This window comes from Nocardioides alcanivorans (assembly GCF_021555175.1).
Taxonomy (GTDB): Bacteria; Actinomycetota; Actinomycetes; order Propionibacteriales; family Nocardioidaceae; genus Nocardioides; species Nocardioides alcanivorans.
Window position 1 is genome coordinate 218,682 of the sequence record NZ_JAKGRW010000019.1, and the last position, 26,926, is coordinate 245,607.

The window sequence follows — 26,926 nt, forward strand, 5'->3', positions numbered from 1 at the left end:
CGGCGGTGCCGCTGGCTCAGACTCGTTCCAACAAGACACAGGTGGTGGCGGCAGACGCGCAGATCGCGACGAGTGCCAAGGAGGCGTCGCGGCGCTCGAGCTCCTCGATCGCCGTGGCCAGCAGCCGGATGCCGGTGGCCCCGGCCGGGTGGCCGAGGGCGATGGCACCGCCGTTGATGTTGAGGCGATCCTCATCGACGTCCAGGACCCGGGCGAACGACATCGGCACGGAGGCGAAGGCCTCGTTGACCTCGAAGACGTCGACGTCGGCAATGCTCACGCCGGCCCGGTCGAGCACCCGGCGCGCGGCGAGGATCGGGTTGTCCAGCATGAACTCGACGTCACCACCGACGACGGCCTGGCCGAGCACGCGGGCCCGAGGCGTCAGGCCGAGTTCGGCGGCACGCGCTGTCGATGTGAGCAGTGCGGCGCTGGCGCCGTCGGAGACCTGCGAGGAGGTGCCGGCGGTGTGCAGGCCACCCTCCTTGACCGGCTTGAGCCGAGCCAAGCCCTCCATCGTCGTGTCGCGCAGGCCCTGGTCCCGGCTGACGGTGGTGGGACCGTCCTCGCCGGGGACCTCGACAGGGAGCACTTGGCGGTCGAAGTTGCCAGCGTCCCAAGCGGCGCGAGCCCGTTGCTGCGAACGCATCCCGAAGGCGTCGAGGTCAACACGTGTGAAGCCGCGACGGACGGCGATCCGGTCGGCGGCGGTGTACTGGTCGGGAGTGTCGAGTGACCAGTCGGCCGGCCGTGGCGTACCCAGACCGGTGCCGACCTTGTAGGCCAGCGGCACCCGACTCATCACCTCGACGCCGCAGGCGACGCCGGCGTCGACGGCACCGACCGCGATCTGGCCGAGCATCAGCTGGACCGCCTGTGAGGAGGTCCCGCACTGTGCGTCGATGGTGGTGCAGCCTGCTTCGGCGGGCAGCCCGGCGTGCATCCAGGAGGTCCGGGTGATGTTGCCGAACTGTTCGCCGACCGGCGTGACGCAACCACCGATCACCTGGTCGACGGCGGTCGGGTCGACTTCGTTGCGCCCCAGCACCCCACGCTGGACGTGACCGAGCAGCTCAGTGGCGTGAAGACCGGAGACCCAGCCCTCGCGCTTCCCGAAGGGGTGCGCACCAGGTCGACGATCACGGGTTGGTTCATCGGGTTGCTCCTTCAGGGCTTGGCTCTCCGTCGAGGCCACGGGCGGTGATGCTCCGCTCCTCCAGCAGGTCCAGGCTGACCCGGACCCCACCGGTCAGGTCGGGTTCGCAGTCGCAGAGCACCAACACGCTCTCGACCATCTGCTCCATCGTCTCGAAGACGCTGGAGTCGTACTTGTCGCCCACCAGCTGGGCGGCTCCCTCGGTGAGGACACCGAAGCGAGGTTGGACGGTGTTGACCCGCACCCCGGTCCCGTGCAGCTCCGCGCCCAGGCCATTGGTGAGCCGGTTGAGCGCGGCCTTCGAGGCGCCGTACACGGCCATGTGGGTGCCGGGAGGCGGCAGCTCGAACGGCGGGCCGGGCCGCACCCGCGCGGTGCCACTGGAGAGGTTGACGATCCACCCTCCCCCTCTCGAGCATGGCCGGCAGTGCCTGCTGGGCAAGCTCGAACGGCGCGTGCACGTTGACCTCGAAGGTGAGGTTGCGGCGCTTGGCCGGATAGTCGACCAGTGGCTGGTACATCGCAGCGGCGGCGTTGTTGACCAGGATGTCGATCGGGCCGCCCAGCAGCTCGGCGGCACGGTCGACGAGTCCGTCCCGGGACTCCGGCGAGGCGAGGTCGACCAGGAGCGGCTCGACCGTGCCACCGTGCTTGCTGGCACTCTCCACGACCTGTTTGAGGTGGCCGTCGAGATGGTCGTGGCGGTCCCAGGTGCGGGCGACCGCCACGACGTGGGCACCCTCCGCGGCCAGCCGCTCGACGATCGCCGCGCCGATGCCGCGGCTGGCGCCGGAGACGATCGCCCGGCGCCCGGCGAACCGGGAGCCCGTCATCAGAGGTGCTTCTCGGCGATCGACGCGATCGCGTCGGCGATCCGCTGCACGTGCTCCGGCGGCAGTCCGTGGCTCATGCCCAGCGTCATGCCGCGCTCGAAGACCGCATCCGCCTCGGGCAGGCCGTCCTCGGGGACCCGGTGCTCGATCCCGGCCATCATCGGGTGGCGGACGATGTTGCCGCTCCAGACGGTGCGCGAGTCGATGCCGCACTGGTCGAGATGCTCCTGCAGGTCACTGCGGCTGAAGGGGGCGTCGGCGTTGACCATCACCGGGTAGCAGAGCCATGCCGTGTCGAGGCCTTCGGTCTCCACCGGAGTGGTGAAGAACTGCGGGAAACGACCGTAGGCCTCGGTGTAGGCCTGCCACGTCGCCTTGCGGATCTTGTAGTTGTCGCCCAGCTTGTTGAGCTGCACGACGCCGTACGCCGCGCCGAGCTCCTGCGGCTCGAAGTTCCAGGAGAGCTCGTCGAAGATGAAGTCGTTGTCGTAGTCGACTCCGTCGAGGTCCTCGCGGAAGACGCGGCCGCCACCGTTCTCGGCAGCGGAGCCGAAGAGGTTCGGCTCGGAGCGACGACCCCAGCGACGCAGCAGCAGCGCCCGGTCTCGGGTCTCGACGTCGTCCATCATCACCATGCCGCCGGTGCCGGCGCAGGTGATGATGTGGGCCATCGAGAAGCTGGTGACGGAGAGGTCGGCGCGGGCGCCCGTGGGGGTTCCGTGGAGGGTGGGCCCGAGGGCGTCGCAGGTGTCCTCGATGACCTTCAGCCCGTGGCGATCCGCGACCTCGCGGATCTTGTCCCAGTCGGGACAGTTGCCGGCCAGGTTGGGCACGAGGATCGCCTTGGTCCGCTCGGTGACCATGGCCTCGATCTTGTCCTCGTCGATCTGGAACGTGTTGGGACGCACGTCGACGAAGACCGGCACCAGACCGGCGCGCACGATCGGCGCGACGTCGGTGGAGAAGGTGAGCGGCGAGGTGATGACCTCGCTGCCCTTGGGCAGGTTGAGCAGCTCGATGGCCAGGTAGAGGCCGGACGAGCCGGAGTTGCACATCACGCCGTACTTCTTGCCCGAGAGCTCGGGAACGCGGCGCTCCAGCTCGAAGACGGAGGGGCCGATGCGCAAGCCCTGGTGGCCGCGGTTCAGCACCTCGAGCACGGCGTCGATCTCGGCCTGGCCGTGGGTGGCGCGGGCGTAGGTGATGCGCTCGGTGTGGATGTCGGGGGTGGTGGTCATGCTGGGCTCCTCAGGGGCGGGTCAGCGGTCGGTGCCGAGGACGATGGCGGAGTGCGGCACGGGTGAGCCGCCGGTGACCAGGACGTGGTCGAGGTTCTTGGTGGGCTGGTTGACCGAGGTGCCCCGGATCAGCCGGACGCCTTCGGCGATGCCGTTGACGCCGTGGATGTAGCCCTCGCCGAGCTGGCCACCGTGGGTGTTGATCGGCAGCCGTCCGTCGAGCTCGAGGTTGCCGTCGCGGATGAAGGCAGGTGCCTCACCGCGACCGCAGAAGCCGTACTCCTCCAGCTGCAGCAGCACCATCGGGGTGAAGGCGTCGTAGAGGATCGCAGCGTCGATCTCGTCGGGGCCGATGCCGGACTGGCTCCACAGCTGCTTGGCGACCAGCTCCACCTCGGGCATCTTGTCGATGTCGTCGCGGTAGTAGGAGCTCATCGAGATCTGCTGCGGGCCGACGCCCTGCGCGGCCCCCTGGATGATGGCCGGCGGGTGCGGCAGGTCGCGGGCGCGCTCGGCGCTGACGATGACGAGGGCTTGACCGCCGTCACTCTCCTGGCAGCAGTCGAGCAGCCGGAGCGGGTCGGCGATCAGCCGGGAGTTCTGGTGGTCCTCCAGGGTGATCGGGCGGCCGTGGAACCAGGCCTTGGGGTTGTTGGCCGCGTGCTTGCGCGAGAGCACGCTGATCCGGCCGAAGTCCTCGGACGTGGCGCCGTACTCGTGCATGTAGCGGCGGGCCAGGAAGGCTTCCTGCTGCGCCGGCGTCATCAGCCCGTAGGGGTTGATCCAGTTGCGGTACTCCTGGTCGGTGTTCTGCACGTAGGCGAACGGCGGCGGCCCGGCGCCGAAGCGGTGGCCGGAGCGCTCGTTGAAGGCGCGGTAGACCACGACCACGTCGGCGACACCGGTGGCCACGGCCATCGCTGCCTGCTGGACGGGGGCGCAGGCACCTCCGCCGCCGTGCGGGATCCGGCTGAAGAACTTGAGCTCCGGGATGCCGAGTGCACGCGCGACGGCGATCTCCGGGTTGGTCTCCATCGTGAAGAGCGCGAAGCCGTCGACCTCCTCGACGCCGATCTGCGCGTCCTCGAGGGCGAGCAGCACCGATTCGCAGGCGAGCTGCCACTCACTGCGACCGGAGTCCTTCGAGAACTCGGTGGCGCCGATGCCGGCGATGGCTGCCTTGCCGGCGAAACCGGAAGGTCGGGCCGAGGCGGAGCTGCTCATGCGGATACCTCTTCCTTGACGTACGGCGCCACGACGACCTGCGCGGTCACGTGCGGCCCCTTGGAGTTGCGGCCCACGACCTTGATCACGGCCGCGTCGCCCTCGATGTCGACGACCTCGCCGGTCATCGTCATGGTGTCGCCGGGGAAGTTGGGCACGCCCAGGCGCAGCGAGACCTTGCGGATCCGACCGGTCGGACCGGTCCAGTCGGTGACGTAGCGGTCGATGAAGCCGTTGGTGGAGTTGATGCTCATGAAGATGTCGGGGGTGCCGCGGCCCTGGGCCTTGCCCGGGTCGTGGTGCACGTCCTCGAAGTCCTGGGAGGCGATCGCCGTGGCCACGATGGTGGTGCGGTCGAGCGGGATGGCCAGGTCCGGCAGCTTGGTGCCGACCTCGAAGGCAGGGAAGCTCACTTGCCCACCCCTTCCGCTTCGCCCCGCGGGAAGACGCGGGGCAGGATCTCGCCGTGGGCGTGCTCGCCGAAGCCGATCTCCACCTCCATGCCGATCTCGAGCGCGTCGAGGTCGAAGCCGCTCATGTCCGCGACGAAGCGGGTGCCCTCCTCGAGGTCGACGAGCGCCACCCCGAGCGGGTAGTCGAAGGCGTCGTCCTTGGGATGGTGCAGCACGGTCCAGGAGTGGAGGGTGCCGAGTCGGGTCGACACGACCGTGTCCCACTCGAAGGAGCGGCACTCCGGGCAGGCCGGGCCGGGCGGGTGACGCAGCGCGTTGCAGTCGGTGCAGCGCTGGAACTCCAGCCGGCCCTCCGCTGCCGCGTCGAAGAAGAAGACGTTGTCGTGGGTGCGGATGAGGTGGGGTACGCCGGTCATGAGACCGCCTCCTTCTTTCGCGTCGGGTCGAAGCGCAGCAACTTGAAGCGCTCCTCGATCAGCAGGTCGTCGTGCTGGTTGCGGTAGTGCTTGAGCAGGGTGATCCAGCAGCCGTGGCCGAGGCCGGTCTGCTTGAAGTCCGAGACCGACTCGATCGTGAACTCACAGCGGATCCGGTCACCGGGCACGATCTCCTGGAGATAGGTCTGCTCCAGGTCCGTCGCCACCACCGACGTGTAACCGTGCTCGTCGAGCACCGCCAAGAGCTTCGAGTAGGCGAAGTCCTCCTGGACGCCCTCGGCCCGCAGCTGCTGCACCTCGCGGTAGCGCTTCAGCCCGGACATCACCCAGGTCGAGGCCATCGCGGGCGGGCAGATGATCGAGTCGCGTCCGGTGTCGGCCGCCACGGAGGCGTCGACGTACACGGGGTTCTCGTCCTCATGGGCCTCGACCCAGTTGCGGATCATCGCTTCGTTGACCGCATAGCGGGAGACGCGGTCGGGCTCGGCCTGTTGACCGACGAATTCGTTGAGCACGGCGTGCAGGGCGTCCGTCTCTGGACCACTCACCGGCATCTCCTCTCGAGTTGAGCAAGCGCTTGGTGCCTAAGATAGGGCCGAAGCTTGCCAGAGCAATCGCCGGCTCCCATCCGATGGGATCGGGCACGGAAGGACACCTGATGGGGCATGACCGCCGCGACGCGATCCTCGAGGTCGCAGCCGACCTCTTCGCAGAGAAGGGAATTGCCGCCACCACCGTGCGCGAGATCGGCGACCGTGCCGGGGTGCACTCGGGGAGCCTCTACCACTGGTTCAAGTCGAAGGACGCGATCGTCGCCGAGCTCATGGCCGACTACCTGGCCGACATCCACGGGCGTTTCGCCGCGGCATCGGCTGCCGCCGGTAGCCCGCGGGAGGCGGTCGAGGGCTTCATGGGGGCGACCCTCGCCGTCATCGAGGACCATCCGCGCCCCACGGCCATCTACCAGCAGGACCGCAACTACCTGCGCGCGCGCGGACTGCTCACCGCGGTCGACGAGTCGTCACGCGGCGTGCGCGAATACTGGCTGAGCGCCATCGAGGACGGGGTCGCCGACGGCACGTTCCGGGACGACGTACCGGCCGAGACCTTCTACCGCGCGGTCCGCGACGCCCTCTGGGCCAGCAGCCACTGGCCCGTCCGCGAGCAGCACACGCGCGAGGAGTTCGCGGCGCAGATGATCCGCCTCTTCCTGCACGGCTATCTCGCCGAGAGGTGACTCAGTGGATGGTGGTGGCGACCGAGCCGGCGGCCGTGGCCACGAGGCCGGCGAGGACCAGGCGGCGGAAGGTCTCGGGGTTGAGGCCACGGAAGACCCTGTCGCCGATCGCCCATCCGGCGGGGACACCGGCGAGACCGCCCAATGCGATGAAGCAGGCAGTGGCATCGATCTTGGCGACCAGGACGAAGCCGACGATGGCGAAGACGTCCTGCACCAGGAACGAGGCCTGCAGCGTGGCCCGGAAGCGCCGTGGCTCCAGCCCAGCAGCCTGGTAGGTGATCACCAGCGGCGGCCCGTTGAGCCCGGTGGAGGTCGTCAGGGTCCCACTGATGAACCCACCGGCAGCCTGGCCGAGACGACCCACCGGCGGCAGCTTCACGAGCGCCAGCGCGAGCGCGCAGACGACGACGACCCCGGCCACCAGTAACGAGAGCTGGACCTCCGGCAGCACAGTCAACAGCACCAGCCCGAGCGGCAGCCCCAGGATCGCTGCCGCGGACGTCCGCTTCACCAGGCCCAGGTCGATCTCGCCGCGCTCCTTGACGCAGGCGTGGGCGCATAGCGCCGTACTCACCAGCACACCCGCAACCACGGCCTGCACCGGGCCGACGACGGGGATGAGCAAGGGCACCGAGACGAGCGCCGAGCCGAAGCCGGTCACAGCCTGTGCCACCGAAGCGAGCAGGAAGACAAGTGCACCGAGCGCGAGCAGGCCGATGATCTCCACTCGCACCCCACCGTTCTCGCCGTTCTCCAGTCAGGCCCTATCAGACCGATAGACGTGCCCTCTCGCCAAATCGCGTCCGGTGACCGAGACAGGAAGGACGCCGCCGAGGACGTGTCTCCGCAAACGGCCGCCCTTCCGGTGGCCGGGATCACACATCCGCGCCCTCGCGACTCATCCCTAGCGTGCGCACGTCACGTCGAGGTCCGCCCACTTCACCAGGAGTCCACCACTCATGACCGCCTCAGTCCTCACCGAGGCCTTCGCCGATTACGCCCGACGGCTCACCGAGGCCTCCGAGGCGATCGGCGCCAAGGCGCCCCACCTCGACCCCATCGACGTGGCAGAGGGGCACCGGCTGTTCCTGCGCTACCTCGGCATCGGGCTCGACAGGTTCGTCGAGCACAGCGATCCCCGGTTCCCGGCCTTCTACTCCGCCAGTCGCGACGGCGTCCGCAAGTACGCAGGCGACAGCCCCGGCCAGCTGTACGACACCGCTCCCCTCAGCGCTGACCACGAGTACGTCGTGACCGGGAACCTGCACGGCGTCGAGCTGATCGAGCTCGGCATCTACTCCGGCGACCTGTCGGGACGAAACAACACCCCGCGGCGGCTGATCGCGCACCTGACGGAAGCCGAGATCGACACGGACGCGGACGGGAACTTCCGCCTCAGCCTGGGCCGCGGGCAGGGCGGCACCAACCACCTCCACCTGGCGCCGGACACGTCCAACCTGTCAGTGCGTCGCTACCTGCGCGATCCGTTGACCGACCGCCCCGCCCCGCTGCGCATCCAACGAATCGGTGCAGACATCGTCCCACCCGCCCTGACGGCGGAGGATCTGTCCTCCCGTCTCCGTCTCGCCGGTGCGTTCGCGCTGACCAACCTGGAGATGTGGGCGGACTGGACCGAGAAGGTCATGGCTGCCAAGCCCAACACCATCACCCCGATGGCGGACAGCGGAGACATCTACACCCCCGCGGGACACCGCTACCTCGACGGTTCCTACGACCTCCCCGATCCCCGCTCATGCTTGCTGATCGAGTTCCCGGCGCCCCCGGCCGACAGCTACTGGAGCCTGGTCCCGATGAACTTCTGGATGGAGTCGATGGAGTGGCGTTTCGGCCACGAGGTGTTCGCCTCCAGCTTCAGCACCGTGCCCGGGCCCGACGGCGTCATCCGGCTCGCCGTGGGCGAGGAGGATCCCGGACTTCCGCACACCACCTGGCTGCGCACGATGGGCCACCGACAGGGCCTGGTCGCCTTCCGCTTCGCTCGCCTCGAGGGCGAGCTGCCGGAGGTCGCCTGCCGAGTGGTCACTCGCTGACCCTTCGGGGTTCGCTCAGCTGCCGTAACCCGGAGCCAGGAGCGGCCACGGGCGGGCCTCCTCGAAGCAACGCGACAACGAGAGCAGCAGGCCCTCGTCGCCGATGACGCCGGCGAACTGGATCCCCAGCGGCAGCCCGTGGGAGTCGGTGGTCCACGGGATCGACACGGCCGGCTGGCCGGTGGTGTTGAAGATGCCCGTCAACGACGAGAAGGCACCGGTGCGCGTCCAGATCACCTCGAGGTTGCTTGTGTCGAGATATCCGAGCTCGGGGACCTTGACGGCCATCGTCGGCAGCAGCAACAGGTCGACACCGGCATACATGCGCCCAACGTCCCACGACACCTTCTGAAGGGTGTTGAGAGCGCGGTAGAAGTCGACCGCGGAGATCGAGCCCTTGTAGTGCTCATACATGAAGCGGGTGAATGGCTCGAGGTCGTCGTCGCGCAGCTCGCGACCGAGCTCGGCCAGTCGCTGGTCGACCTGCGAGACGAGGCCGACCCCCATGCCCGGACCGAAGCCAGACATGTGCTCGGCGGCGTCATAGGTCCAGTCGAGCTCCGTGACGACGTGTCCCAGCTCCTCGCAGAGCGCTGCCGCCTCGCGAACCGCCTGCACGCACTCCGGATCGACGGCCTCGCCGTCGGCACGCGTCGTGACCAGACCGATCCGGAGCCGTCCCGGGTCGCGCTGCATCTGCTCGGTGAAGGTGCCGGCGACGCCCGGTGCACCGATCAGGTCTCCGGGAGTCACCGCGCTGGTCTCGTCGAGGAGCAAGGCACTGTCGCGCACGGAGCGCGTGAGCACGTGGTTGATCGACATCGGCGAGGAGAGCACCGACGTCGAGGGAGCCGCAGAGATTCGGCCTCGACTCGGCTTCAGGCCGAAGAGTCCGCACATCGAGGCGGGGATCCGGATCGATCCGCCCCCGTCATTGCCGTGCGCGACCGGGACGATGCCGGCAGCCACGGCCGCGGCCGAGCCACCGCTGGAGCCGCCCGGGGAGTACGTCGGGTTCCACGGGTTGCGCGTCGGTCCGTGGAGCAGTGGCTCGGTGCTGGCGTTCTTGCCCAGCTCCGGGCTGTTGCTCATGCCGAGCACGACCATGCCGGCCCGCTTGTAGCGTGCGACCAACTCGCTGTCAGCGACCTGGACGTCGTCCCTCCACAGCGCGCTGCCACGGGTCGTCGGCAGCCCTGCGACGTTCATGCCAAGGTCCTTGACGACCGTCGGGACTCCCGGTGAGTGGTCCCACCGGGAGTCCGGCATCGACGTCCGCGAGCGCCTCCTCGTAGCGAGTGGCGGTCAGCAGGTTGAGGTCGGCATGCTTCTCGAAGCCGGCGATCGCCTGCTCCACGACCTCACGGGCGCTGACCTCGCCGCGGCGGATCGCCTGCGCAGTGCCGATGGCGTCCAGGGGCTGGGTCATACCGCTCCTCAGGGTGCGACGTTGTGACAAGCGACGAACTGACCCGGCCGCATCTCACGCAGCTCCGGCTCCTCCGCCGCGCACCGGTCGGTTGCCAACGGGCACCGGGTGCGGAAGCGGCAGCCGCTCGGCGGGTTGAGCGGAGAAGGCAGCTCGACCGCCTTGGTCGGGCCGTGGTCAAGCGCCTTCTGCGCCGCCTTCTGGGCGTCGTCCGCGCGCGGCACCGACTCCAGCAGCAGCCGGGTGTAGGGGTGCAGGGCCGTGTGCTGCATGTCGTCGGTCGGAATGACCTCGCAGGTCTTGCCCAGATACATCACCAGCACCCGGTCGCTGATGTTCTTCACCACGGCGACGTCGTGGGCGATGAAGATCATGCTCAGGCTGTAGCGCTCGCGGGTCACCTCGAGCAGGTTCAGCACCTGCGCCTGGACCGACACGTCGAGGCTGGAGACCGGCTCGTCACAGATGAGCACGTCGGGGTCGAGTGCCAGCGACCGCGCGATGCAGACACGCTGGCACTGGCCACCGGACATCTCGTGCGGGCGACGATCACGGACGACCTCGGGGTCGAGCCCCACCGAGGCGAGCAGTTCGTCGACGAACTTCGCCTTGTCGTCGCCCTCGAAGCCCCAGATCTCCAGGCCCTCGGCCACCAGATCCTTGACCTTGCGACGCGGGTTCAGCGCCGACACCGGGTCCTGCATGATCATCTGCATCTTGGCGCGGGCCCGACGCATGTCGTTCTTCTTGAGGGTCGTCAGGTCCGTGTCGCCCAGCACGACCCGGCCCGAGGTGGGCGCGGGGAGCTGCATGAGCGCACGTCCGGCGCTGGACTTGCCGCAGCCGGACTCGCCCAGGATGCCCAACGTCTCGCCCGGGATCAGGTCGATGCTCAGGTCGGAGACAGCGTGCACGGTGCCGCCGGTCACCGGGAACTCGACAACGAGGTTCTCGACGGACAGTGCTCGTTCTTGGTCTGCGCGCAGGTGCGCGGTGCCACTACCGGCCATGGACGGGCTCACTTCCTTCTCGGACTGCGCCTGCTTGGAGCGGGTGGATGCACGCGGCTGAATGATCAGTGCCGGGCATCGGCTCAAGCACGGGCAGCACGCTGGTGCAATCGGCTTCGGCGAAGCTGCAACGCGGTGCGAAGCGGCAGCCGGCAGGCGGGTTTGCCATGTCGGGCGGGTTGCCCTCGATGGTACGGAGGGTGCTGTGCGGAGCGTTCTCGATCTGCGGGATCGAGGCCAGCAACGCATCGGTGTAGGGGTGGGCAGGCGCGCCGAAGACCTCGCGGGTGAGGCCCTGCTCGGCCGTGCGTCCGGCATACATGACCTGGACCCGGTCGGTCCGACCGGCGATGGCTCCGAGGTCGTGGCTGACCAGCAACGTGGCCATGTCACGTTCGGTCGTCAGCGACCCGATGAGGTCCAGGATCTGCTTCTGCACCGTCACGTCGAGCGCGGTCGTCGGCTCGTCGGCGATCAGCACCTTGGGGTCGCAGGCGAGCGCCATGGCGATGACGACACGCTGACGCATACCGCCCGACATCTCGTGGGGATACTGCGTCATCCGGCGCTTCGGCTCCGGGATGCCCACCTGCTTCAGCAGCTCGATGGCGCGTTCCTCGGCGTCCTTGCGATTGACGTTGAGGTGGTAGCGCAGCGCCTCGGTGATGTGCGTGCCGATCCGCTTCACCGGGTTGAGCGAGGTCATCGGGTCCTGGAAGACCATGGCGACTCGCGGACCCCAGAGCTTGCGGCGCTCCTTGCCCTTCACCGAGTGGACGTCGACGCCGTCGAGCACGACCTTGCCGGAGACGGTGGTGCGGGCGTCATTGGAGATCAGCCCCATGACCGTGCGGCCCAGGACGGACTTGCCGGAGCCCGACTCGCCCACCAGGCCCAGGGTCTCCCCCGGCTTGAGGGTGAACGAGACGCCGTCGACGGCGCGTACGTCGCCACGTGCGGTGTGGAAGACCGTCCTGAGGTTGTCGACGACAACGATCGGGGTCTTGGATTCAGTGCTCACAGCTTGGCACTCCTCGGGTCCCAACGGCTCTGGACCTTCTCGCCCAGCAGGTTGAAGGAGAAGACGGTCAGGAAGAGGCAGATGCCCGGGACGATGACGATGAAGGGGTAGTCCTCCATGCGGCCGCCCTCGCCTTCCGCGATCATGTTGCCCCAGGTCGGCTCCGGCGGCTTGATGCCGAGGCCCAGGAACGAGAGGAAGCCTCGGCGACGATCAGCATCGACACCATGACCACGCCCATGGAGGCGACGGGCAGCACCACGTTCGGGAGCAGCTCACGGCGGAGCAACCGCATCCGGGTCGCTCCGATCGCCTCAGCCGCCAACACGAACTCACGCTGCGCGAAGGTGATCGTGTTGGCCCGGGCGATGCGCACCATGCTCGGGATCGTGAGCAGCGACAGCGCGATCGAGATGTTGCGCAGGTTGGGCTCGAGCACGGTGCCGATGGCCACGAGCAGCACCAGCGGCGGCACCGCGAGCAGTGCGTTGGTCAAGATGCCGGTGACCCAGTCGGTGGCACCACGCAGGTAGCCGCTGACCATGCCGATCGTGCCGCCGATGACGGTTCCGATCAGGATCGCGAAGATCGCGATGATGAGCGACGTACGCGCGCCGTAGATGGTTCGGGCCAGGATGTCGAGACCGTTGACGTTGGTGCCCAGCGGATACTCGGAGCCGAGGTCGGGGCTGGCGAACGCCGGCGAGTAGAGACCCTTCGTGGCGTCGTTGTGGTTGCCCAAAGGAAGCAGCGGCGCCAGCGCGGCGACGACCAGCAGGATCACCAGCCACGCCATGCCCAGGTAGAACACCACGTCGACGCTGCGACCACGGATGCCTTCGGCCACCTTGCCCAGGCCGTTGACCGCCATCAGGAGGCCAGCGACGAGGAGCACCACCTTGACGATGGTGACCAGCAGCGGCGTGGTCGCACCGAAGACCGCGAGGGCCAGACCGACGACGAGCATCGGGGCTCCGACGACGAGCAGCTTCTTGCGTTCGGCGGCGGAGTCGATCACCGGTTCGTCGGGGGTGTCGACCAGCGCGGCCGCGGTGTCGACCGCCGGAGTGGCGGCGTCCACGGGCACGTCAGCGGGATCGCTGTTCGGGTTCAGGTCAGGCTCGGGCACGGCGGGTCCTTGGGTCGAGATAGCCATAGGAGAGGTCGATCAGTGCGCTGCTGATCACATAGACCGTCGCGACCAACAGCACGGCTCCTTGGACCATCGGCAGGTTCTTCTGGTTGGCGGCCTGGATGATGAGGCCGCCCATGCCGGGAAGGGCGAAGAGGTATTCGACGATCACGGTCGAGCCGATCAGGCGACCGAGGCTCAGACCGAGGATGGTCACCAGCGAGAAGGACGACGGCCGCAGGGCGTCGCTGATCATGATCCGCACCGGCGGCATGCCCTTCGCCCGGGCCGCGAGGATGTAGTCCTCGTGGAGGGTGGTGACGAGGTCGTTGCGCAAGATCCTGGTGAACATCGCCAGCTCCATGAGGGCGATGGTCAAGGCCGGCAGGAACACATGGGAGAGGTTGCCTGCGAAGTCGTCGGTGATCCGCACCCAGCCGTTGCGGGGGAACCAGCCGAGCGAGTTCACCGCCACCGAGATCAGGATCAGGCCGACGAGGAAGGAGGGCAGCGACAGCAGTCCGAAGGTCACGGCTCCGATCGTGCGGTCGATACGACCGCCCTCGTTGTAGGCCGCCCACATCGCCAGCGGCACGGCGAAGACCAACGCCATCAGCAGACCCAGGCCGGCCAGCTCGAGGCTGACCGGGATCGCTGCGACGAGGCGGTCCCACACCGGCATCACCGGGGGTGTCAACGAGTTGCCGAGGTCGCCCTGGAGCACCCCGCCCAACCAGTCGAAGTAGCGCGTGAGGAACGGATCGTTGAGACCCATCTCGTCACGCAGGGCGGCGTACTCCTCGGGAGTACGACCTTCACCGAGCACCGCGACCGCAGGGTCACCGCCCGGGGTACGGGAGAGGATCCACGAGACGCCGAAGCTCACCAGCAGCAGGACTGCCAGGAGTTCCAGGACTCGCTTCATGAATTGGCGCAACACAGGAGTGAATTTCCCATCGGTTCATGGCCTCGAATGTGACCCGTCCCACTCACTGGTAGTAGGACGGGGATCACTTTTCGGCCAGGGGGTGCCGGAGAGCGACGACTGCGGTCAGATGCTGACGGCGGTGCGGATGACCTTGCCGGTGGCATTGCGGGGCAACGGCGCGTCCACGACCTTCCAGTGCGTGGGCACCTTGTAGTGGGCCAGGTTCTCCGCTGCGTGGCCACGCAGCACCTGCTCGAGGTCGGCGCGATCCGCGCCGGGAGCGGCGACGACGATCGCACCGACCTCCTGCCCCAGGTCGCTGTGCGGAACACCGAGCACGACGCACTCGGAGACCGAGGCGTGCTCGCTGAGGACACCCTCGACCTCGGCGGGGTAGACGTTCTCGCCACCGCGGATGATCAGGTCGGAACGGCGGCTCGACAGACGCAGTCGGCCGTTCTCGTCCAGCGTGCCCAGGTCACCGGTGCGCAGCCAGCGGTCTTCGGTGAACGCCGCAGCGGTCGCCTCGGAGTTGTTCCAGTAGCCGAGCATGGCGTAGACGGACCGGGTGTAGATCTCACCTTCCTCGCCGGCGGGCAAGACCTCGCCGTTGACGTCGCGGATCTCCATCGACACCCCGATGATGGGCCGGCCCAGCGAGCCCGGCGCCTCAGCGAGGTCCGGCGGCGTGGCCACGCAGATGGCCGTGCAGGTCTCGGTCATGCCATAGGAGTCGACGAGCGCCGAGCCGAAGGGCAGGCCCTCGCGAAGGCGCTGCTTGAACTCTGCGGACGAGGGCGCGGAGGCGAGCGAGAACGCGTAGAGCGAGGAGGTGTCGTAATCGGCCGCGTTCTCGAACTGCAGCAGTCGATTGCCCATCGTGGGCACGGCGCCCCAGTGGGTGACGCGCGCCTTCTCGATGAGCTCGTAGATCTTCGCGACGTCGAACGCCCCCAAGTGGAGTGCGACCCGACTGCCCGTCGCGAGCCGCGGTGCCGCGAGGTTGTGCAGGCTGCCGACGTGGAAGAGCGGCATGGCGAGCAGGTAGGACTTCTGGCGGGCGTCGACCGGGTCACCGAAAGCAGCCGCGAGCGCGTCGTTGTAGCTGTGGTACTCGATGACCGCAGCGACGTTGCGGTGCGAGTGCACAGCACCCTTCGGGCGGCCGGAAGTGCCCGAGGTGTAGAGGATGACCGCCGGGTCGTCCTCGGCCACGTCGGCGCTCGGCAGCGGCGCTTCGGGGTGGGCGACGGCCATCTTCTCGACGTCTGCCTCGATGTCGAGGACCGGCACGTCGACGGTGTCGAGCTGCGCGTAGGCGGCACGGCGCTTCGCGTCGGCGAAGATCAGCTTGGGGGCGGCGTGCTCGAAGCCGTACTCCAGCTCGCGGGGAGACCACCAGGCGTTGTAGCCGACGACGATGCCGCCGACGGACGTGATCGCCCAGAAGAGCTGGATCCACTCTGCGTTGTTCGCGGAGGCGATGGCGACCCGGTCACCCTTGACGACGCCGTGGTCCTCGCGCAGCGACTGGGCAATCGAGGAGACGCGGCGCAGGTGCTCCGAGAAGGTCATCGTCGCCTCGAGCGAGATGATGTAGGGGTCGTCGCCCCACTCCTGGGACTTGGCGACCACCTCGTGCATCGCGCGGAACCGGTTCTTGTAGACCGGGATCTCAACCCCGAGCACCTCCGCCGGTTCCAGCTCCCACTGCCCACCGGGTCCGGTGAGCCCGGCAATGATCTGCTGGGCAGCAAGCATGGGATCGGTCTGGCTCATCAGGTCCTCCACTCGAGATGCAACACAAAAGAGGGCGCTCCCCAAGCGCCGCGACCATTGAGTATGTGGGGCCGCTCACGCCGAGACGGCGGGTGTTCCCGATCACTGGGAACGGCGCGGTCCGACCGTGGTCTCCACAGCACGATGGGCGCCGTACTCCCGACCGACGGGGACTTCAGCAAGACGAGCAGGAGATGCGATGAGCGGACTCAAGGGCAAGGTCGCGTTGGTGACCGGCGCCGGCCAGGGTGTGGGTCAAGGTATTGCCCTGGCACTGGCAACCGAGGGCGTGGACGTGGCCGTTGTCGGTCGCACCGAATCCAAGCTGGTGGAGACTGCCGAACTGCTGCGGGCTCGCGGCGTACGTGCCGAGACCTTCGCCGCCGACGTGATGGACACCGAGGCCATCCCGGCACTGGTCGACCGGGTCGCCGACACCATGGGACGCCTCGACATTCTCGTCAACAATGCCTACAGCGGGACGTTGGGACCGCTGCTGAGCAACGACCAGCGCGCCTTCACCAAGGGTTTCGTCAGTGGCCCCTTCGCCTCCTTCGCCTTCATGACGGCGGCGCACCCCCACCTCAAGGCGTCGGGGAACGGCTCGATCATCAACCTGGTCACCTCGGCGATGGTGCGCTGGGACCTCAGCAACTACGGCGCCTACGCGGCCGCCAAGTCGGCCCTGCGTTCGTTGAGCCGCACCGCCGCAGTCGAGTGGGCCCCGGACGGCATCCGCGTCAACAGCATCGCCCCGCATGCGCTCTCCCCCGGCCTCAAGTGGTGGATCGAGAAGAACCCGGAGGAGGCCGAGGAGTTCGTCGCCGCCATCCCGATGAAGTACATCGGTGACCCGGAGACCGACATCGGCCGCGCCGTCGTCGCCCTCTGCGGCGACGACCTGCGCTACCTCACCGGTGCCACCATCCCCCTCGACGGCGGTCAGGCCCACTTCGGCTGACGCGACCCAGCACGCAAATCACACGAACCGGCAGAAAGTTCTGCCGGTTCGTGTGTTCTGAGTGAAGGTTCGCGGGTCAGAAGTGGGACGCGGAGCGGTTGGTGGCCTCGGCACCACCGTCCACGTAGATGACCTGGCCCGTCATGTGCGTGTTCTCAGGGGAGATCAGCCACAGCAGGGAGTGACCGATGACCTCCGGTTCGGCGTAGCCGTTGAGGGGCATCGGGACGGCCTCGTCCATGATCTTCTTCCACTCCGGATTCTCGAAGAGGTGGGCCGACATGCCCGTCAGGATGACGCCCGGAGCGATGGCGTTGATCGGGATGCCGGCGCCGGCGTAGTCGGCGGTGGGCGCAACGCTGCGCAGCCACTGCGCCAGGGCGCTCTTGGTGGAGGGATAGATGACGTTGGGGCGCTCGACCGCCGCTGCCGCTCGCAGCGCAGCGGGCTCATCGAGGGCAAGGCAGGCGGCGACGATCGCGTCGTCGACCGGCTGGGTACCGGAGATCGAGCCGACCAGGCCGACCTTGCCACGTGCTGCGGCAAGGGCCGGCCGCAGTCCTTGGACGAGTTCGACGCTGCCGAAGTAGTTGACACTCACCTGCGGAGGCCCCGCTTGGCTGACGCCCGCCACGGTGAGCAGGGCGTCGAGCTCGCCACCACAACGGTCGAGGACGCCGTCGATCGCGGCCTGGCGTCCCTCGCGGGTGGCCAGGTCGGCGACGACGTCGGCGTCCTTGATGTCCACACCGATCACCTCGTCGCCACGGGCACGCAGCAACTCGGCGGTGGCAGCACCGATCCCGGCAGCGACCCCGGTCAGTGCAACTTTGCGGCTCATCTTCACTCCTTGCAGTCCCCGGCATCACGGGGTTCGTCATAGGTGGGGCTGAGGAGCAGCTCACAGATGACGTCGATGTCCTCCACGCACTCCTCGTAGGTGATCACGTCGTTGAGCACCGAGACGAGCGCGCCGTACCAGGCCTGCTCCACCAGCCGCACCATGCGCAGGTCCTGGGGCGTGGGATCGTCGATCCCCAGCGAGCGCAGGACGAGGTGATGGAACGCGTTGCTGACGTCGGAGCCCTCGCTGCCGGACTGGTGCTGGGCAGCGTTGTTGGCCTGCAGCATCGCCGAAGCCAGGAGCGGCGCCTGGAGCAGCCCGTTGGTGGCGGAGACCAGGGTCTTGGCCACCGCCTTCGAGGGCGGCAGCCCGTCATCCGCGACCGTGGCGGGCGAGAGCACGCGGACCTGGCTGCGCATCAGGCCGAGGAAGAGGTCGTTCTTCGACGGGAAGTAACGATAGAGCGTGGCGATGGCGACGCCGGCCTCCTTGGCCACGTCGTTCATCTGCATCCGCTCGTGGCCGTGTTCTGCCCCCAACCGGGCGGCCGCCCGGAGAATGCGCCGATAGCGCAGTTGCTGGTCGGCCGAGACCGGCTCAGCCGGCTCCCTGCGCTCCGCAATTCGCGGCACGGCACTGCCCCTCGTCAATCAGTCCACAGGCCGGCGAGTGTGGCTCGGCTCACAACATTCAACAGTGTTTCGCACGCGTGTGCGGCACTTAGTTTGCCTTACCACTCAGTGGGAACCTTGCATCGCGCAAAACGCCCGTGGCGGCCACACTCGGACTCAATCAGCAGAAGCGTTCAGGAGGGTGTGGACATGACCGAGGACACTGCAGTACGCAAGATTGAGGTGGATGCAGCTCCCACGCGGTTCGCCCGCGGCTGGCACTGCATCGGCCTGGAGCGCGATCTGGCGGACGGCAAGCCGCACCAGATCAACGCCTTCGGCCAGAAGCTCGTGGTCTTCGCCGGCGAGGACGGCCAGGTCAACGTGCTCGACGCCTACTGCCGCCACATGGGCGGTGACCTGTCGCAGGGCACGGTCAAGGGCAATGAGATCGCCTGCCCGTTCCACGACTGGCGCTGGGGCGGCGACGGCCGTTGCAAGTCCATCCCCTACGCCCGCCGTGTCCCGCTGCGTGCCCGTACCGCTGCCTGGCCGACGATGATCCAGGACGGCATGGTCTTCGTCTGGAACGACCCGCAGGGCAACCCTCCCCCGCTGACGTCACCATCCCGCGGCTTCCGCAGGTCGCCGCCGACAACTGGACCGACTGGAACTGGACCCAGATCACCATCGAGGGCTCGCACTGCCGCGAGATCATCGACAACGTCGTCGACATGGCGCACTTCTTCTACATCCACTACTCGTTCCCGACGTACTTCAAGAACGTCTTCGAGGGCCAGAGCGCCTACCAGTACATGAACGGCGACGGCCGCGAGGACGTGCGCCCGGCCAAGCCCTCCAAGGAGAACCCTGCCGTCCTCGGCACGACGTCCGTCGCGGCCTACCACGGCCCTTCGTTCATGATCGACGAGGTCACGTACCACTACGAGGACATGGACGTCGACACGATCCTCATCAACTGCCACTACCCGATCGACGAGAACAACTTCGTGCTCATGTACGGCGTCATCGTGGAGCAGAAGGACGGCGTGACCAAGGAAGAAGCCGAGGAGATGGCCGTCAAGACCGGCAAGTTCATCAAGTACGGCTTCGAGCAGGACGTCGCGATCTGGAACAACAAGGCCCCAATCGACAACCCGCTCCTCTGCGAGGAGGACGGTCCGGTCTACCAGCTGCGCCGGTGGTACCAGCAGTTCTACGTCGACGTCGAAGAAGTCACCGATGAGATGACCGACCGCTTCGAGTTCGAGATCGACACCACTCGGCCCAACGAGGCGTGGCGCGCCGAGGTCGCCGAGAACCTGGCGGCCCGGGCAGCGAAGCGCTGATGCCCGCCACCCCCAGCCTCGTCCCGACGTCAGGCTCGACGACGGGCCCATGCGGCCCGTCACCTGCTTGACGTGCGCTGCGGAGGTCCTGGCGCGCAAGAGCAGCTGGGACCAGACCACCGTGCAGTGGAGTGCCGAGGCGGTGGAGAGGTGCGTCGAGCGCAAGCAGCAGCTCCCGCCCAACGAGCGCCCCAACCGCAACGCGTTCCTGGGCTGCCACGCCCTGAAGGACTCGGTCCGTGCGGCAGCGGTGCGTGGCGCCCTGGAGATCCAGGACGAAGACCCCCTGAAGACCAACCCGGAGGCACACCAGTGACCGATCTCGCCAAGTACGGCCCGTGGGCCGTCATCGCCGGCGGCTCCGAAGGGGTCGGCGCCGAGTTCGCCGACCAGCTCGCGGCCGACGGTTTCAACCTCCTCCTCGTGGCCCGCAAGCCGGGTCCCCTCGAGGAGACCGCGGAGCAGGTCCGCAGCACCCACGGCGTCGAGGTGCGCACGGTCTCGGCCGACCTCACCGACCCCGCCGCGATCAAGCAGATCACCGACACGACCGCCGATGTCGAGGTCGGGATGTTGATCTACAACGCCGGCGCCAACAGCTACGGCGGCCCTTTCCTCAAGGGCGAGTTGGACGGGTTCCAAGGGGTCATCGACCTCAACGTCACCGCGATGCTGGCGCTGACGCACCACTACGCGCGGCCGATGAAGGAACGCGGCCGGGGCGGCATCATCCTCATCGGTTCCCTGGCCGGCTACGTCGGCTGCACCTCCGAGAGCATCTACGGCGGTGTGAAGGCCTTCAGCCGGATCTTCGCCGAGGGTCTCTGGTCCGAGCTGCGGGAGTACGGCGTGGACGTGCTCGAATTCGTCCTCGGCCTCACGCGTACGCCGGCCATGGTGCGTGCCGGCCTCAACTTCGACGTCCCCGGCGTCGCAGTGACCGAGCCTGCTGACGCGGCCCGCGAGGCGCTCGCTGCCATCACCGACGGACCGGTCCAGGTCATCGCCTCCGGCGCCAAGGTGGTCGAGATGCGCTCCACCCCCGATCGGGCCAAGCTCGTCCTCGGCACCGAGAAGGTCATGAGGATGATGGTGCCGCACAAGTGAGCACCAGCCTCTGAACCTCAGCAACGACTGACGGGCGGGACCACTTCGGTGGTCCCGCCCGTCAGTCGTTTCACCGCGTTCTCCCCCACCGGGCCGATAGGCTGCTCGGCATGTCCGTCGTGAAGATCAACGCCATCAACGTGCCCCCGCAGGCCCATGCCGAGCTCGAGCGGCGCTTCGCTGCTCGCGCCGGGACCGTCGACGAGTCTCCCGGCTTCCTCGGCTTCCAGCTGCTGCGCCCGACCGCCGGCGACGACCGCTACTTCGTGGTCACCCAGTGGGAGGACGAGGAGTCCTTCGCGGCCTGGCGCGACGGGGCCGCGCGCGCCGCACATTCCGGCGAGCACGGCAAGCCCGTCGCGTCCGGGGCCGAGTTGCTGGAGTTCGACGTCGTCCTCGACGTCCGCCCCCGCGCCTGATCAGGACGCCGGAGGCGGCCCCTCCGAGTGACCGGGCTCGGCAGTCGGCAGTTCGTCCTGCCCGGTCACGGCGATGACGAAGTCGTCGCCGTACTCGGTCACACCGGTGACCACGGCACCCTCCACCGCTGCGCGGGCATAGGTGCGCCGAACCACGAGCGGGTCCTTGGAGAGATCCCGCACCAAGGCGATGCACAGACCGACCATCACGAACACGAACGGCACCGCCGCCACGATCGTGATGTTCTTCAGGCCGTCGAGCGCGGTCTCACCCCCGACCAGCAGCATCACCGCTGCGACGGCGCCGGTGGCGACGCCCCAGAAGATGACCGGTGCCCGTTTGGGCTCGAGGGCGCCGTGCTGCGACAACGAGCCCATGACGATCGAGGCAGCGTCAGCACCTGAGACGAAGAAGATGCCCACGAGGATCATCACCAAGACAGTGGCCATCGTCGAGAGCGGCAACTGCTCCAGGGTGTTGAAGAGCTGCGCCTCTGCGCCGCCCTCGAAGACACCCTTGCCGTCCATCTCGAACTTGATGGCAGCGCCGCCGAAGATCGCGAACCAGACCAGGCTGACGAGGCTCGGCACCAGCAGCACGCCGGAGACGAACTGACGGATCGTGCGCCCCCGCGAGATCCGCGCGATGAACATGCCCACGAAGGGGGTCCACGAGATCCACCAAGCCCAGTAGAAGACCGTGTAGTAGGTCAGCCAGGACTCGGTGTAGGCGCCCTGACCGTTGACCCGGCCGGTCATCTCGGGCATGAGGCCGACGTATTCGGCCATCGTGCTCGGCAAGATGTTGAGGATGAACATCGTCGGGCCGACCACGAAGACGAAGACCGCCAGCAACAGCGCCAGCACCATGTTGATGTTGGAGAGGTACTGGATGCCGCGCGAGACGCCCGAGACAGCGGAGACGATGAAGCAGATCGTCAGGAAGGCGATGATGGCGACCAACGCCGCGTTGCCGATCTCGCCGCCGGCGCCGATGATCTGCGCACCCTCCTTGATCTGGAGGGCGCCGAGACCGAGCGAGGCAGCCGACCCGAAGAGCGTGGCGAAGATCGCCAGCATGTCGATGACCTTGCCGATCGGGCCGTGCACGCGACTGCCGAGCAGGGACTCGAAGGCCGAGCTGATCAGCTGAAGGCGGCCCTTGCGGAAGACACCGTAGGCGATGGCAAGACCCACGACGGCATAGATCGCCCACGGGTGCAGCGTCCAGTGGAAGAGAGTCTGTGCCATCGCCTGGCGCGCGAGCTCGACGTCGCCGACTCCGTCCGTTCCGGGGATGCCGGCAGGAAGGTCGGGATTGGTGGCGTCACCGGCGAAGAAGGTGAGGGGCTCGCTCACGCCGTAGAACATGAGACCGATGCCCATGCCGGCGGAGAACATCATCGCGATCCATGACGAGGTCCGGAACTCCGGCTCGTCGTCATCGCGACCGAGCGGGATGTTGCCGTACTTGCCCATGGCGAGCCAGATGGCGAACACCACGAACCCGGAGGCGGTGATCACGAAGAACCAGCCGAGGTACTCCATCGACCAGCTCAGCGCGTTGCCGGAGGCGGTGCTGAGCGTCGAGGTGCTGACGAAGCCCCAGATCAGGAAGCCGACCGCAATCGTGGCGGTGACACCGAAGACGAGCTTGTCGAGCTTGCTGGTGTCCTGCGCCAGTTCGACCTCCGTGGGGAAGTCGAGGGCGGGGTGCAGGTCAGGCACGTCGAGCGTGGTGTCGCTGGCCGATTCTGACGGTTTGGTTTCGTCGGGCTCTTTTTCAGTCACGTTCGTGGGCGCAGGAGTTGCGCCTCCTCCTCACGAGAGCGGGTCACAGAACCCGAGTGACCCTACCCGCACCCGCCGCACACTGGCAGGATGCAACGAAATCGCGTGGGTCAGAGGATCTCGCCCGGCGCGTACGCCGCAGCCTCCGGGTGGCGCGCGACGAGGATCTCGACGCGATTCACCACGGCACGCACCTGGTCGACGGCGGCACCGGTGAACTCGATCGGGTCGGCCACCAAGGCGTCGATCTGGTCGCGGGTGAGGCCGAGGCGCTCGTCAGCTGCGAGCTTGGCGAACACGTCGTTCTCCACCTGCCCCTTGCGCATCGACAAGGCGGTGCCGACAGCGGCTTCCTTGATCGCCTCGTGCGCGGCTTCTCGGCCGACGCCGTTGCGCACCGCGCTCATCAGCACCTTCGTGGTGGCGAGGAACGGCAGGTAGCGGTCGAGCTCGCGCTGGATGACGGCCGGGAACGCACCGAACTCGTCGATGACGGTGAGGAAGGTCTGGAAGAGACCATCGACGGCGAAGAAGGCATCGGGCAGCGCGACCCGACGTACGACGGAGCAGGAGACGTCACCCTCGTTCCACTGGTCGCCCGCGAGCTCACCGACCATCGACAGGTAGCCACGGGTGATGACGGCGAGGCCGTTGACCCGCTCACAGGATCGGGTGTTCATCTTGTGGGGCATCGCCGACGAACCGACCTGACCCTCCTTGAAGCCCTCGGTGACCAGCTCGATGCCGGCCATGAGTCGGATGGTGGTGGCCAGGTTCGACGGCCCCGCCGTCAGCTGCACCAGGGCGGAGAGGGCGTCGAAGTCGAGCGAACGCGGATAGACCTGGCCGACGCTGGTGAACACGTGGTCGAAGCCGAGGTGCGCGGCCACCCGGGACTCGAGGTCGGACAACTTGGTGCCGTCCCCGTCAAGCAGGTCGAGCATGTCCTGCGCGGTGCCGACGGGACCCTTGATGCCCCGCAACGGGTAGCGGGCAATGAGCTCCTCGACCCGCTGCACACCGACCAGCATCTCGTCGGCGACGGTCGCGAAGCGCTTGCCCAAGGTGGTGGCCTGGGCGGCCACGTTGTGGGAGCGACCAGCCATGACCGTTGCCTCGTGCTCGGCCGCGAGCCGGGCCAGGCGGGCGAGGGTGGCGACCGCTCGGTCGCGGATCAGCGCGAGGCTGGAGAGCACCTGCAGCTGCTCGACGTTCTCGGTGAGGTCACGCGAGGTCATCCCCTTGTGGATGTGCTCGTGCCCGGCCAGCGCGCAGAACTCCTCGATGCGCGCCTTCACGTCGTGGCGGGTGACGCGCTCACGCGCCGCGATCGAGGCGAGGTCGACCTGGTCGGTGACGGTCTCGTAGGCCTCGATGACACCGTCGGGGATCTCGATGCCGAGGTCCTTCTGCGCCTTCATCACGGCGATCCAGAGCTGGCGCTCCAGCACGATCTTGTGTTCGGGCGACCAGATGGCGGCGAGGTCAGCGGCGGCGTAGCGGGTGGCGAGCACATTCGGGACGGTCACGAGTCCAGATTCTCCCACGCCCCGCGCGCCCCTCCGAATCCCCCGGGCCCGTCGAGACAGAACGTCGTTGGTCGAGCTTGTCGAGACCCCGCCCCCGCTGGTCGAGCCTGTCGAGACCCCGCCCCCGCTGGTCGAGCCTGTCGAGACCCTCCATCCAGGGGTGTCGAGACCCTGCCCCGGGCCGTGCCGTCCGGGGCAACCTCCCTCGCTGGGGCGGCGCGTCGTGCGCACGGCTCTTCGTGTGGGTTGCGTTGGGTGGGCGCCCGCCGCGGCCAAGCCCCTTGACGCTCCGTCGGCAACCCCGGACGTCCCACCCCACCCCCGCGTCCCCGTTGCTCGAGCCCGTACGTCGTTGGTCGGTCTGTACTCCGTTGGTCGAGCTTGTCGAGACCATGTACGCCTGTTGGGTCGACCTGTACGTCGTTGGTCGAGCTTGTCGAGACCTTTCCCCGCGGGTCAGAGCTGGTCTCGACAGGCTCGACCACCGGGATCCTGTTCTCGAACCCACGCCATCCCCGCCGGTCGAGCTTGTCGAGACCGCACGCCGCCGGTCGAGCCGCACGCCGCCGGTCGAGCCGTACTCCGGTGGTCGAGCCGTACTCCGGTGGTCGAGCCGTACTCCGGTGGTCGAGCCGTACTCCGGTGGTCGAGCCGTACTCCGGTGGTCGAGCTTGTCGAGACCTCTCCCATGCTGGTGGCGTGCCTGTGCCCCGGGAGAGCGTGTGTTCTCCCGGGGATCGGGCTGTGGTGCTGTTCGGCAGGCGCTGCTTGTGACCGGTGATGCTCAGCGGGTGTCGGTGGTGTCGTGGGTGCCTTGGGGTGTGACCAGCCAGGTCCTGCCGTGCTGGCTGGTCCAGATATAGGTTCCGTCCCTGGCCCGTCGGTAACGCCACCTACCGTGGGTTTTCATCAGGTGGTGACGTCGACACAACGGCGCCAGATTCTCTGGCCGGGTTTGCCCGGGTGGGCCACCCTCACCGGGTGGTTGGTAGGGGTCGATGTGGTCGAGGTCGGCGTCCCAGCTGGAGCGTTCACAGTTGGGATAGACGCAGTGTGGGTCACGGAGTCGGACGAGGGTGTCCATCCATTCGGGTGGATCGTGACGATCCACTGCATCGGTCCGGTTCAGGTCGACGACCGGGGTGATGGTCGCAAGGGAACCGTGGCGGGTGATCCAGTCGCGTAGTTGGGTGGTGAGGATCTGTCCGAGCCGGTCGGTGGAGGTGATGCCGTCGCCGTCGAGGCCCAGCTCGTGGGGGTCGAGGCCCAACGCGAACAGGTCGGCGAGGTTGACGTGGGCCATCACCCGCAACCCACGCCGGCGTCCGAACGGGCCCGGTGTCGTCGCCAACCGACCCGGCTTCACCCCGACCCCGGCTCGCCACCCGCTGCCGCAGCATCGGACGAGGCGCCGGACGAGGTGCCGGTCGGGGCGGAGCGTCGACCGGCCTACCGCCGCGCCGTCACTGCAGCCGCCGATACCGCATCGGTACCGATACCGGTGCTGTCGGTGCTGCTGCTGTCGCCGGCGCTGGTGGCGTTGCCGGTGTAGTCGAGGGTGGGTTGTTCGGTGTCGTCGGTGAGCCGTCCGATCGCTTTGGCACGGCGTTGGTCGATGGTGTCGGTGTCTCCGAGGCTCCGCATCGGCTTCGGCCTCGGCAGATAAGCAGGTCCAGGAATCGGGTCAGGTCCAAGGAGTCACCGACGGCTTGCAGCTCGGAGGTGCCAGCAATCACCGCCGGCTCCTTCTTCGTGTCCGGCTTGGGGGTGGTGCAGCCACACTCCCCAATCAGCCTTCCCCTTCGCCGCGCTGGGGTCCTTCACCAGCTCGGGGTGGAACTTCGCGATCGCCATCGCCAACCACTTCTCGATCGTCGGCCACCCGGTGAGGCCGGTCGCGGCGAGGTGGTCGTCGAACCACCGTGCAGCGGCGTACGACAGTTTCCTCGTGAGCAGGGCGACGCGGCGGGCGTTCCACCCCGGAACCTCCAGGGCTTCGACCTTCGCCCACAGCTGCGGCAGCCGGTGGACCAGGTCGAGGGCGTCGGCGACCAACGCGAACCCGGCAGCTACGTGAGATCCCGGCCGAGGCGGCGAGTTCCTCGACCGCGAACAACGCGACATCAGGGGTGCCGTCACCCGAGATCGGCTGTCTTCACAGTCGGTGGGAAACAGGGTCTCGTCACCCACCACCGCCTTCGGGTGCTCCGGCGACGGTGGGTGCATGATCGCCCACTGATAAGCCAACCGCAGCTTCCTACGGATCACCTTCAACTCGACGACCCGGTCTTCGGCCAGGAAGCCGAGCAGGGTCCCGCCATCGAGGTCAGAGACCTCGTACGGCTGGTGGCGGGCGTCGATTTCGATCATGGAACCAGTCCAACATTTGGCTCCGACACAACCCGACGATCACGAACCCAACCT

At 67.8% G+C, this 26,926-nt stretch carries 29 protein-coding genes and 2 pseudogenes; 8 read left to right on the plus strand and 23 right to left on the minus strand.

The genetic code is table 11. The features are described from left to right. Positions 1-16 precede the first annotated feature (16 nt). The 7 genes and pseudogenes from L1066_RS11420 to L1066_RS11455 form a co-directional block, all read right to left on the minus strand. Positions 17-1,195 (minus strand): steroid 3-ketoacyl-CoA thiolase, encoded by a 1,179-nt coding sequence (locus L1066_RS11420; protein WP_235736440.1) that lies wholly within the window; start codon positions 1,193-1,195, stop codon positions 17-19. Then, a pseudogene (locus tag L1066_RS27670) lies at positions 1,171-1,989 on the minus strand (SDR family NAD(P)-dependent oxidoreductase); the annotation flags it as partial. The pseudogene L1066_RS27670 and the gene L1066_RS11420, both read right to left, overlap by 25 nt. Further along, positions 1,989-3,227: a DegT/DnrJ/EryC1/StrS family aminotransferase gene (locus L1066_RS11435; RefSeq protein WP_235736442.1), complete on the minus strand. Its 1,239-nt coding sequence runs from the start codon at positions 3,225-3,227 to the stop codon at positions 1,989-1,991. The pseudogene L1066_RS27670 and the gene L1066_RS11435, both read right to left, overlap by 1 nt. Positions 3,228-3,248: 21 nt before the next feature. Beyond that, the gene (locus L1066_RS11440; protein WP_235736443.1) at positions 3,249-4,451 is read right to left on the minus strand and encodes a lipid-transfer protein; all 1,203 of its coding nucleotides are present in this window, start codon (positions 4,449-4,451) and stop codon (positions 3,249-3,251) included. Beyond that, positions 4,448-4,864, minus strand: coding sequence for a hotdog family protein (locus tag L1066_RS11445; RefSeq protein WP_235736444.1), 417 nt, complete (start codon positions 4,862-4,864; stop codon positions 4,448-4,450). The genes L1066_RS11440 and L1066_RS11445 overlap by 4 nt, the downstream gene beginning before the upstream one ends. Continuing rightward, entirely contained in the window at positions 4,861-5,280 is a 420-nt protein-coding gene (locus tag L1066_RS11450) for a Zn-ribbon domain-containing OB-fold protein (RefSeq protein ID WP_235736445.1), read from the minus strand. Before L1066_RS11450 ends, L1066_RS11445 begins: the two co-directional genes overlap by 4 nt. Next, positions 5,277-5,849, minus strand: coding sequence for an FAS1-like dehydratase domain-containing protein (locus tag L1066_RS11455; protein WP_235736446.1), 573 nt, complete (start codon positions 5,847-5,849; stop codon positions 5,277-5,279). The genes L1066_RS11450 and L1066_RS11455 overlap by 4 nt, the downstream gene beginning before the upstream one ends. Before the next feature lie 110 nt (positions 5,850-5,959). Here L1066_RS11455 and L1066_RS11460 point away from each other — a divergent pair, with 110 nt between their 5' ends. After that, positions 5,960-6,538 (plus strand): TetR/AcrR family transcriptional regulator, encoded by a 579-nt coding sequence (locus L1066_RS11460; RefSeq protein WP_235736447.1) that lies wholly within the window; start codon positions 5,960-5,962, stop codon positions 6,536-6,538. Position 6,539: 1 nt separating this feature from the next. Here the strand turns inward: L1066_RS11460 and L1066_RS11465 are convergent, their stop codons facing one another. Further along, positions 6,540-7,268, minus strand: a complete 729-nt coding sequence (locus tag L1066_RS11465) for a sulfite exporter TauE/SafE family protein (protein ID WP_235736448.1) — start codon at positions 7,266-7,268, stop codon at positions 6,540-6,542. Positions 7,269-7,500: 232 nt separating this feature from the next. Between L1066_RS11465 and L1066_RS11470 the strand changes: the two genes are divergently transcribed. Beyond that, positions 7,501-8,592, plus strand: a complete 1,092-nt coding sequence (locus L1066_RS11470; RefSeq protein ID WP_235736449.1) for a DUF1214 domain-containing protein — start codon at positions 7,501-7,503, stop codon at positions 8,590-8,592. A 15-nt stretch (positions 8,593-8,607) separates the two neighbouring features. On the opposite strand, the gene L1066_RS11475 is transcribed toward L1066_RS11470, so the two are convergent. The 8 genes from L1066_RS11475 to casG form a co-directional block, all read right to left on the minus strand. Further along, entirely contained in the window at positions 8,608-9,801 is a 1,194-nt protein-coding gene (locus L1066_RS11475; RefSeq protein WP_235736450.1) for an amidase, read from the minus strand. Next, a complete protein-coding gene (locus L1066_RS11480; protein ID WP_235736451.1) occupies positions 9,734-10,021 on the minus strand; it encodes a hypothetical protein in 288 nt (95 codons plus the stop codon). Before L1066_RS11480 ends, L1066_RS11475 begins: the two co-directional genes overlap by 68 nt. Positions 10,022-10,029: 8 nt before the next feature. Further along, positions 10,030-11,031, minus strand: coding sequence for an ABC transporter ATP-binding protein (locus tag L1066_RS11485; protein ID WP_235736452.1), 1,002 nt, complete (start codon positions 11,029-11,031; stop codon positions 10,030-10,032). After that, on the minus strand, positions 11,021-12,052 hold the full coding sequence (locus tag L1066_RS11490) for an ABC transporter ATP-binding protein (protein WP_235736453.1): 1,032 nt from the start codon (positions 12,050-12,052) through the stop codon (positions 11,021-11,023). Before L1066_RS11490 ends, L1066_RS11485 begins: the two co-directional genes overlap by 11 nt. Then, positions 12,049-12,198 carry a hypothetical protein gene (locus L1066_RS11495; protein WP_235736454.1) on the minus strand — a complete coding sequence of 50 codons (150 nt, stop codon included), beginning with the start codon at positions 12,196-12,198 and terminating at the stop codon, positions 12,049-12,051. The genes L1066_RS11490 and L1066_RS11495 overlap by 4 nt, the downstream gene beginning before the upstream one ends. Continuing rightward, positions 12,195-13,181 (minus strand): ABC transporter permease, encoded by a 987-nt coding sequence (locus tag L1066_RS26660; RefSeq protein ID WP_235736455.1) that lies wholly within the window; start codon positions 13,179-13,181, stop codon positions 12,195-12,197. The genes L1066_RS11495 and L1066_RS26660 overlap by 4 nt, the downstream gene beginning before the upstream one ends. Beyond that, on the minus strand, positions 13,168-14,109 hold the full coding sequence (locus L1066_RS11505; RefSeq protein ID WP_235736456.1) for an ABC transporter permease: 942 nt from the start codon (positions 14,107-14,109) through the stop codon (positions 13,168-13,170). The genes L1066_RS26660 and L1066_RS11505 overlap by 14 nt, the downstream gene beginning before the upstream one ends. A gap of 126 nt (positions 14,110-14,235) precedes the next feature. Next, a complete protein-coding gene (casG, locus tag L1066_RS11510; RefSeq protein ID WP_235736457.1) occupies positions 14,236-15,891 on the minus strand; it encodes a steroid-24-oyl-CoA synthetase in 1,656 nt (551 codons plus the stop codon). 199 nt (positions 15,892-16,090) lie between these two features. Between casG and L1066_RS11515 the strand changes: the two genes are divergently transcribed. Continuing rightward, a complete protein-coding gene (locus L1066_RS11515) occupies positions 16,091-16,852 on the plus strand; it encodes an SDR family NAD(P)-dependent oxidoreductase (RefSeq protein WP_235736458.1) in 762 nt (253 codons plus the stop codon). A 76-nt stretch (positions 16,853-16,928) separates the two neighbouring features. On the opposite strand, the gene L1066_RS11520 is transcribed toward L1066_RS11515, so the two are convergent. Together L1066_RS11520 and L1066_RS11525 are read right to left on the minus strand one after the other, a co-directional pair. Beyond that, positions 16,929-17,693 carry an SDR family oxidoreductase gene (locus L1066_RS11520; protein WP_235736459.1) on the minus strand — a complete coding sequence of 255 codons (765 nt, stop codon included), beginning with the start codon at positions 17,691-17,693 and terminating at the stop codon, positions 16,929-16,931. 2 nt (positions 17,694-17,695) lie between these two features. Next, the gene (locus L1066_RS11525; protein ID WP_235736460.1) at positions 17,696-18,328 is read right to left on the minus strand and encodes a TetR/AcrR family transcriptional regulator; all 633 of its coding nucleotides are present in this window, start codon (positions 18,326-18,328) and stop codon (positions 17,696-17,698) included. A 189-nt stretch (positions 18,329-18,517) separates the two neighbouring features. Between L1066_RS11525 and L1066_RS26665 the strand changes: the two are divergent. From L1066_RS26665 to L1066_RS11545, 5 genes and pseudogenes are all read left to right on the plus strand, one after another. After that, a pseudogene (locus tag L1066_RS26665) lies at positions 18,518-18,775 on the plus strand (Rieske 2Fe-2S domain-containing protein); the annotation flags it as partial. Positions 18,776-18,801: 26 nt separating this feature from the next. Then, the gene (locus L1066_RS11530) at positions 18,802-19,656 is read left to right on the plus strand and encodes a hypothetical protein (RefSeq protein ID WP_283095378.1); all 855 of its coding nucleotides are present in this window, start codon (positions 18,802-18,804) and stop codon (positions 19,654-19,656) included. 49 nt (positions 19,657-19,705) lie between these two features. Beyond that, positions 19,706-19,972, plus strand: a complete 267-nt coding sequence (locus L1066_RS11535) for a hypothetical protein (protein WP_235736461.1) — start codon at positions 19,706-19,708, stop codon at positions 19,970-19,972. Beyond that, the gene (locus L1066_RS11540) at positions 19,969-20,763 is read left to right on the plus strand and encodes an SDR family NAD(P)-dependent oxidoreductase (protein WP_235736462.1); all 795 of its coding nucleotides are present in this window, start codon (positions 19,969-19,971) and stop codon (positions 20,761-20,763) included. The genes L1066_RS11535 and L1066_RS11540 overlap by 4 nt, the downstream gene beginning before the upstream one ends. Before the next feature lie 110 nt (positions 20,764-20,873). Continuing rightward, the gene (locus tag L1066_RS11545) at positions 20,874-21,182 is read left to right on the plus strand and encodes an antibiotic biosynthesis monooxygenase family protein (protein ID WP_235736463.1); all 309 of its coding nucleotides are present in this window, start codon (positions 20,874-20,876) and stop codon (positions 21,180-21,182) included. Here the strand turns inward: L1066_RS11545 and L1066_RS11550 are convergent, their stop codons facing one another. The 5 genes from L1066_RS11550 to L1066_RS11570 all read right to left on the minus strand — a co-directional run bounded on the left by L1066_RS11550 (position 21,183) and on the right by L1066_RS11570 (position 26,872). Then, positions 21,183-22,973, minus strand: coding sequence for a BCCT family transporter (locus L1066_RS11550; RefSeq protein ID WP_235736464.1), 1,791 nt, complete (start codon positions 22,971-22,973; stop codon positions 21,183-21,185). It abuts the gene before it with no gap. Between the two features lie 110 nt (positions 22,974-23,083). Further along, positions 23,084-24,502 carry an adenylosuccinate lyase gene (gene purB / locus L1066_RS11555; protein WP_235736465.1) on the minus strand — a complete coding sequence of 473 codons (1,419 nt, stop codon included), beginning with the start codon at positions 24,500-24,502 and terminating at the stop codon, positions 23,084-23,086. Between the two features lie 784 nt (positions 24,503-25,286). Continuing rightward, positions 25,287-25,805: an HNH endonuclease signature motif containing protein gene (locus L1066_RS11560; RefSeq protein ID WP_235736466.1), complete on the minus strand. Its 519-nt coding sequence runs from the start codon at positions 25,803-25,805 to the stop codon at positions 25,287-25,289. Positions 25,806-25,951: 146 nt separating this feature from the next. Beyond that, positions 25,952-26,146 (minus strand): hypothetical protein, encoded by a 195-nt coding sequence (locus tag L1066_RS11565; RefSeq protein ID WP_235736467.1) that lies wholly within the window; start codon positions 26,144-26,146, stop codon positions 25,952-25,954. Positions 26,147-26,200: 54 nt separating this feature from the next. Further along, positions 26,201-26,872 carry a hypothetical protein gene (locus L1066_RS11570; protein ID WP_235736468.1) on the minus strand — a complete coding sequence of 224 codons (672 nt, stop codon included), beginning with the start codon at positions 26,870-26,872 and terminating at the stop codon, positions 26,201-26,203. Between the last annotated feature and the right edge of the window lie 54 nt (positions 26,873-26,926).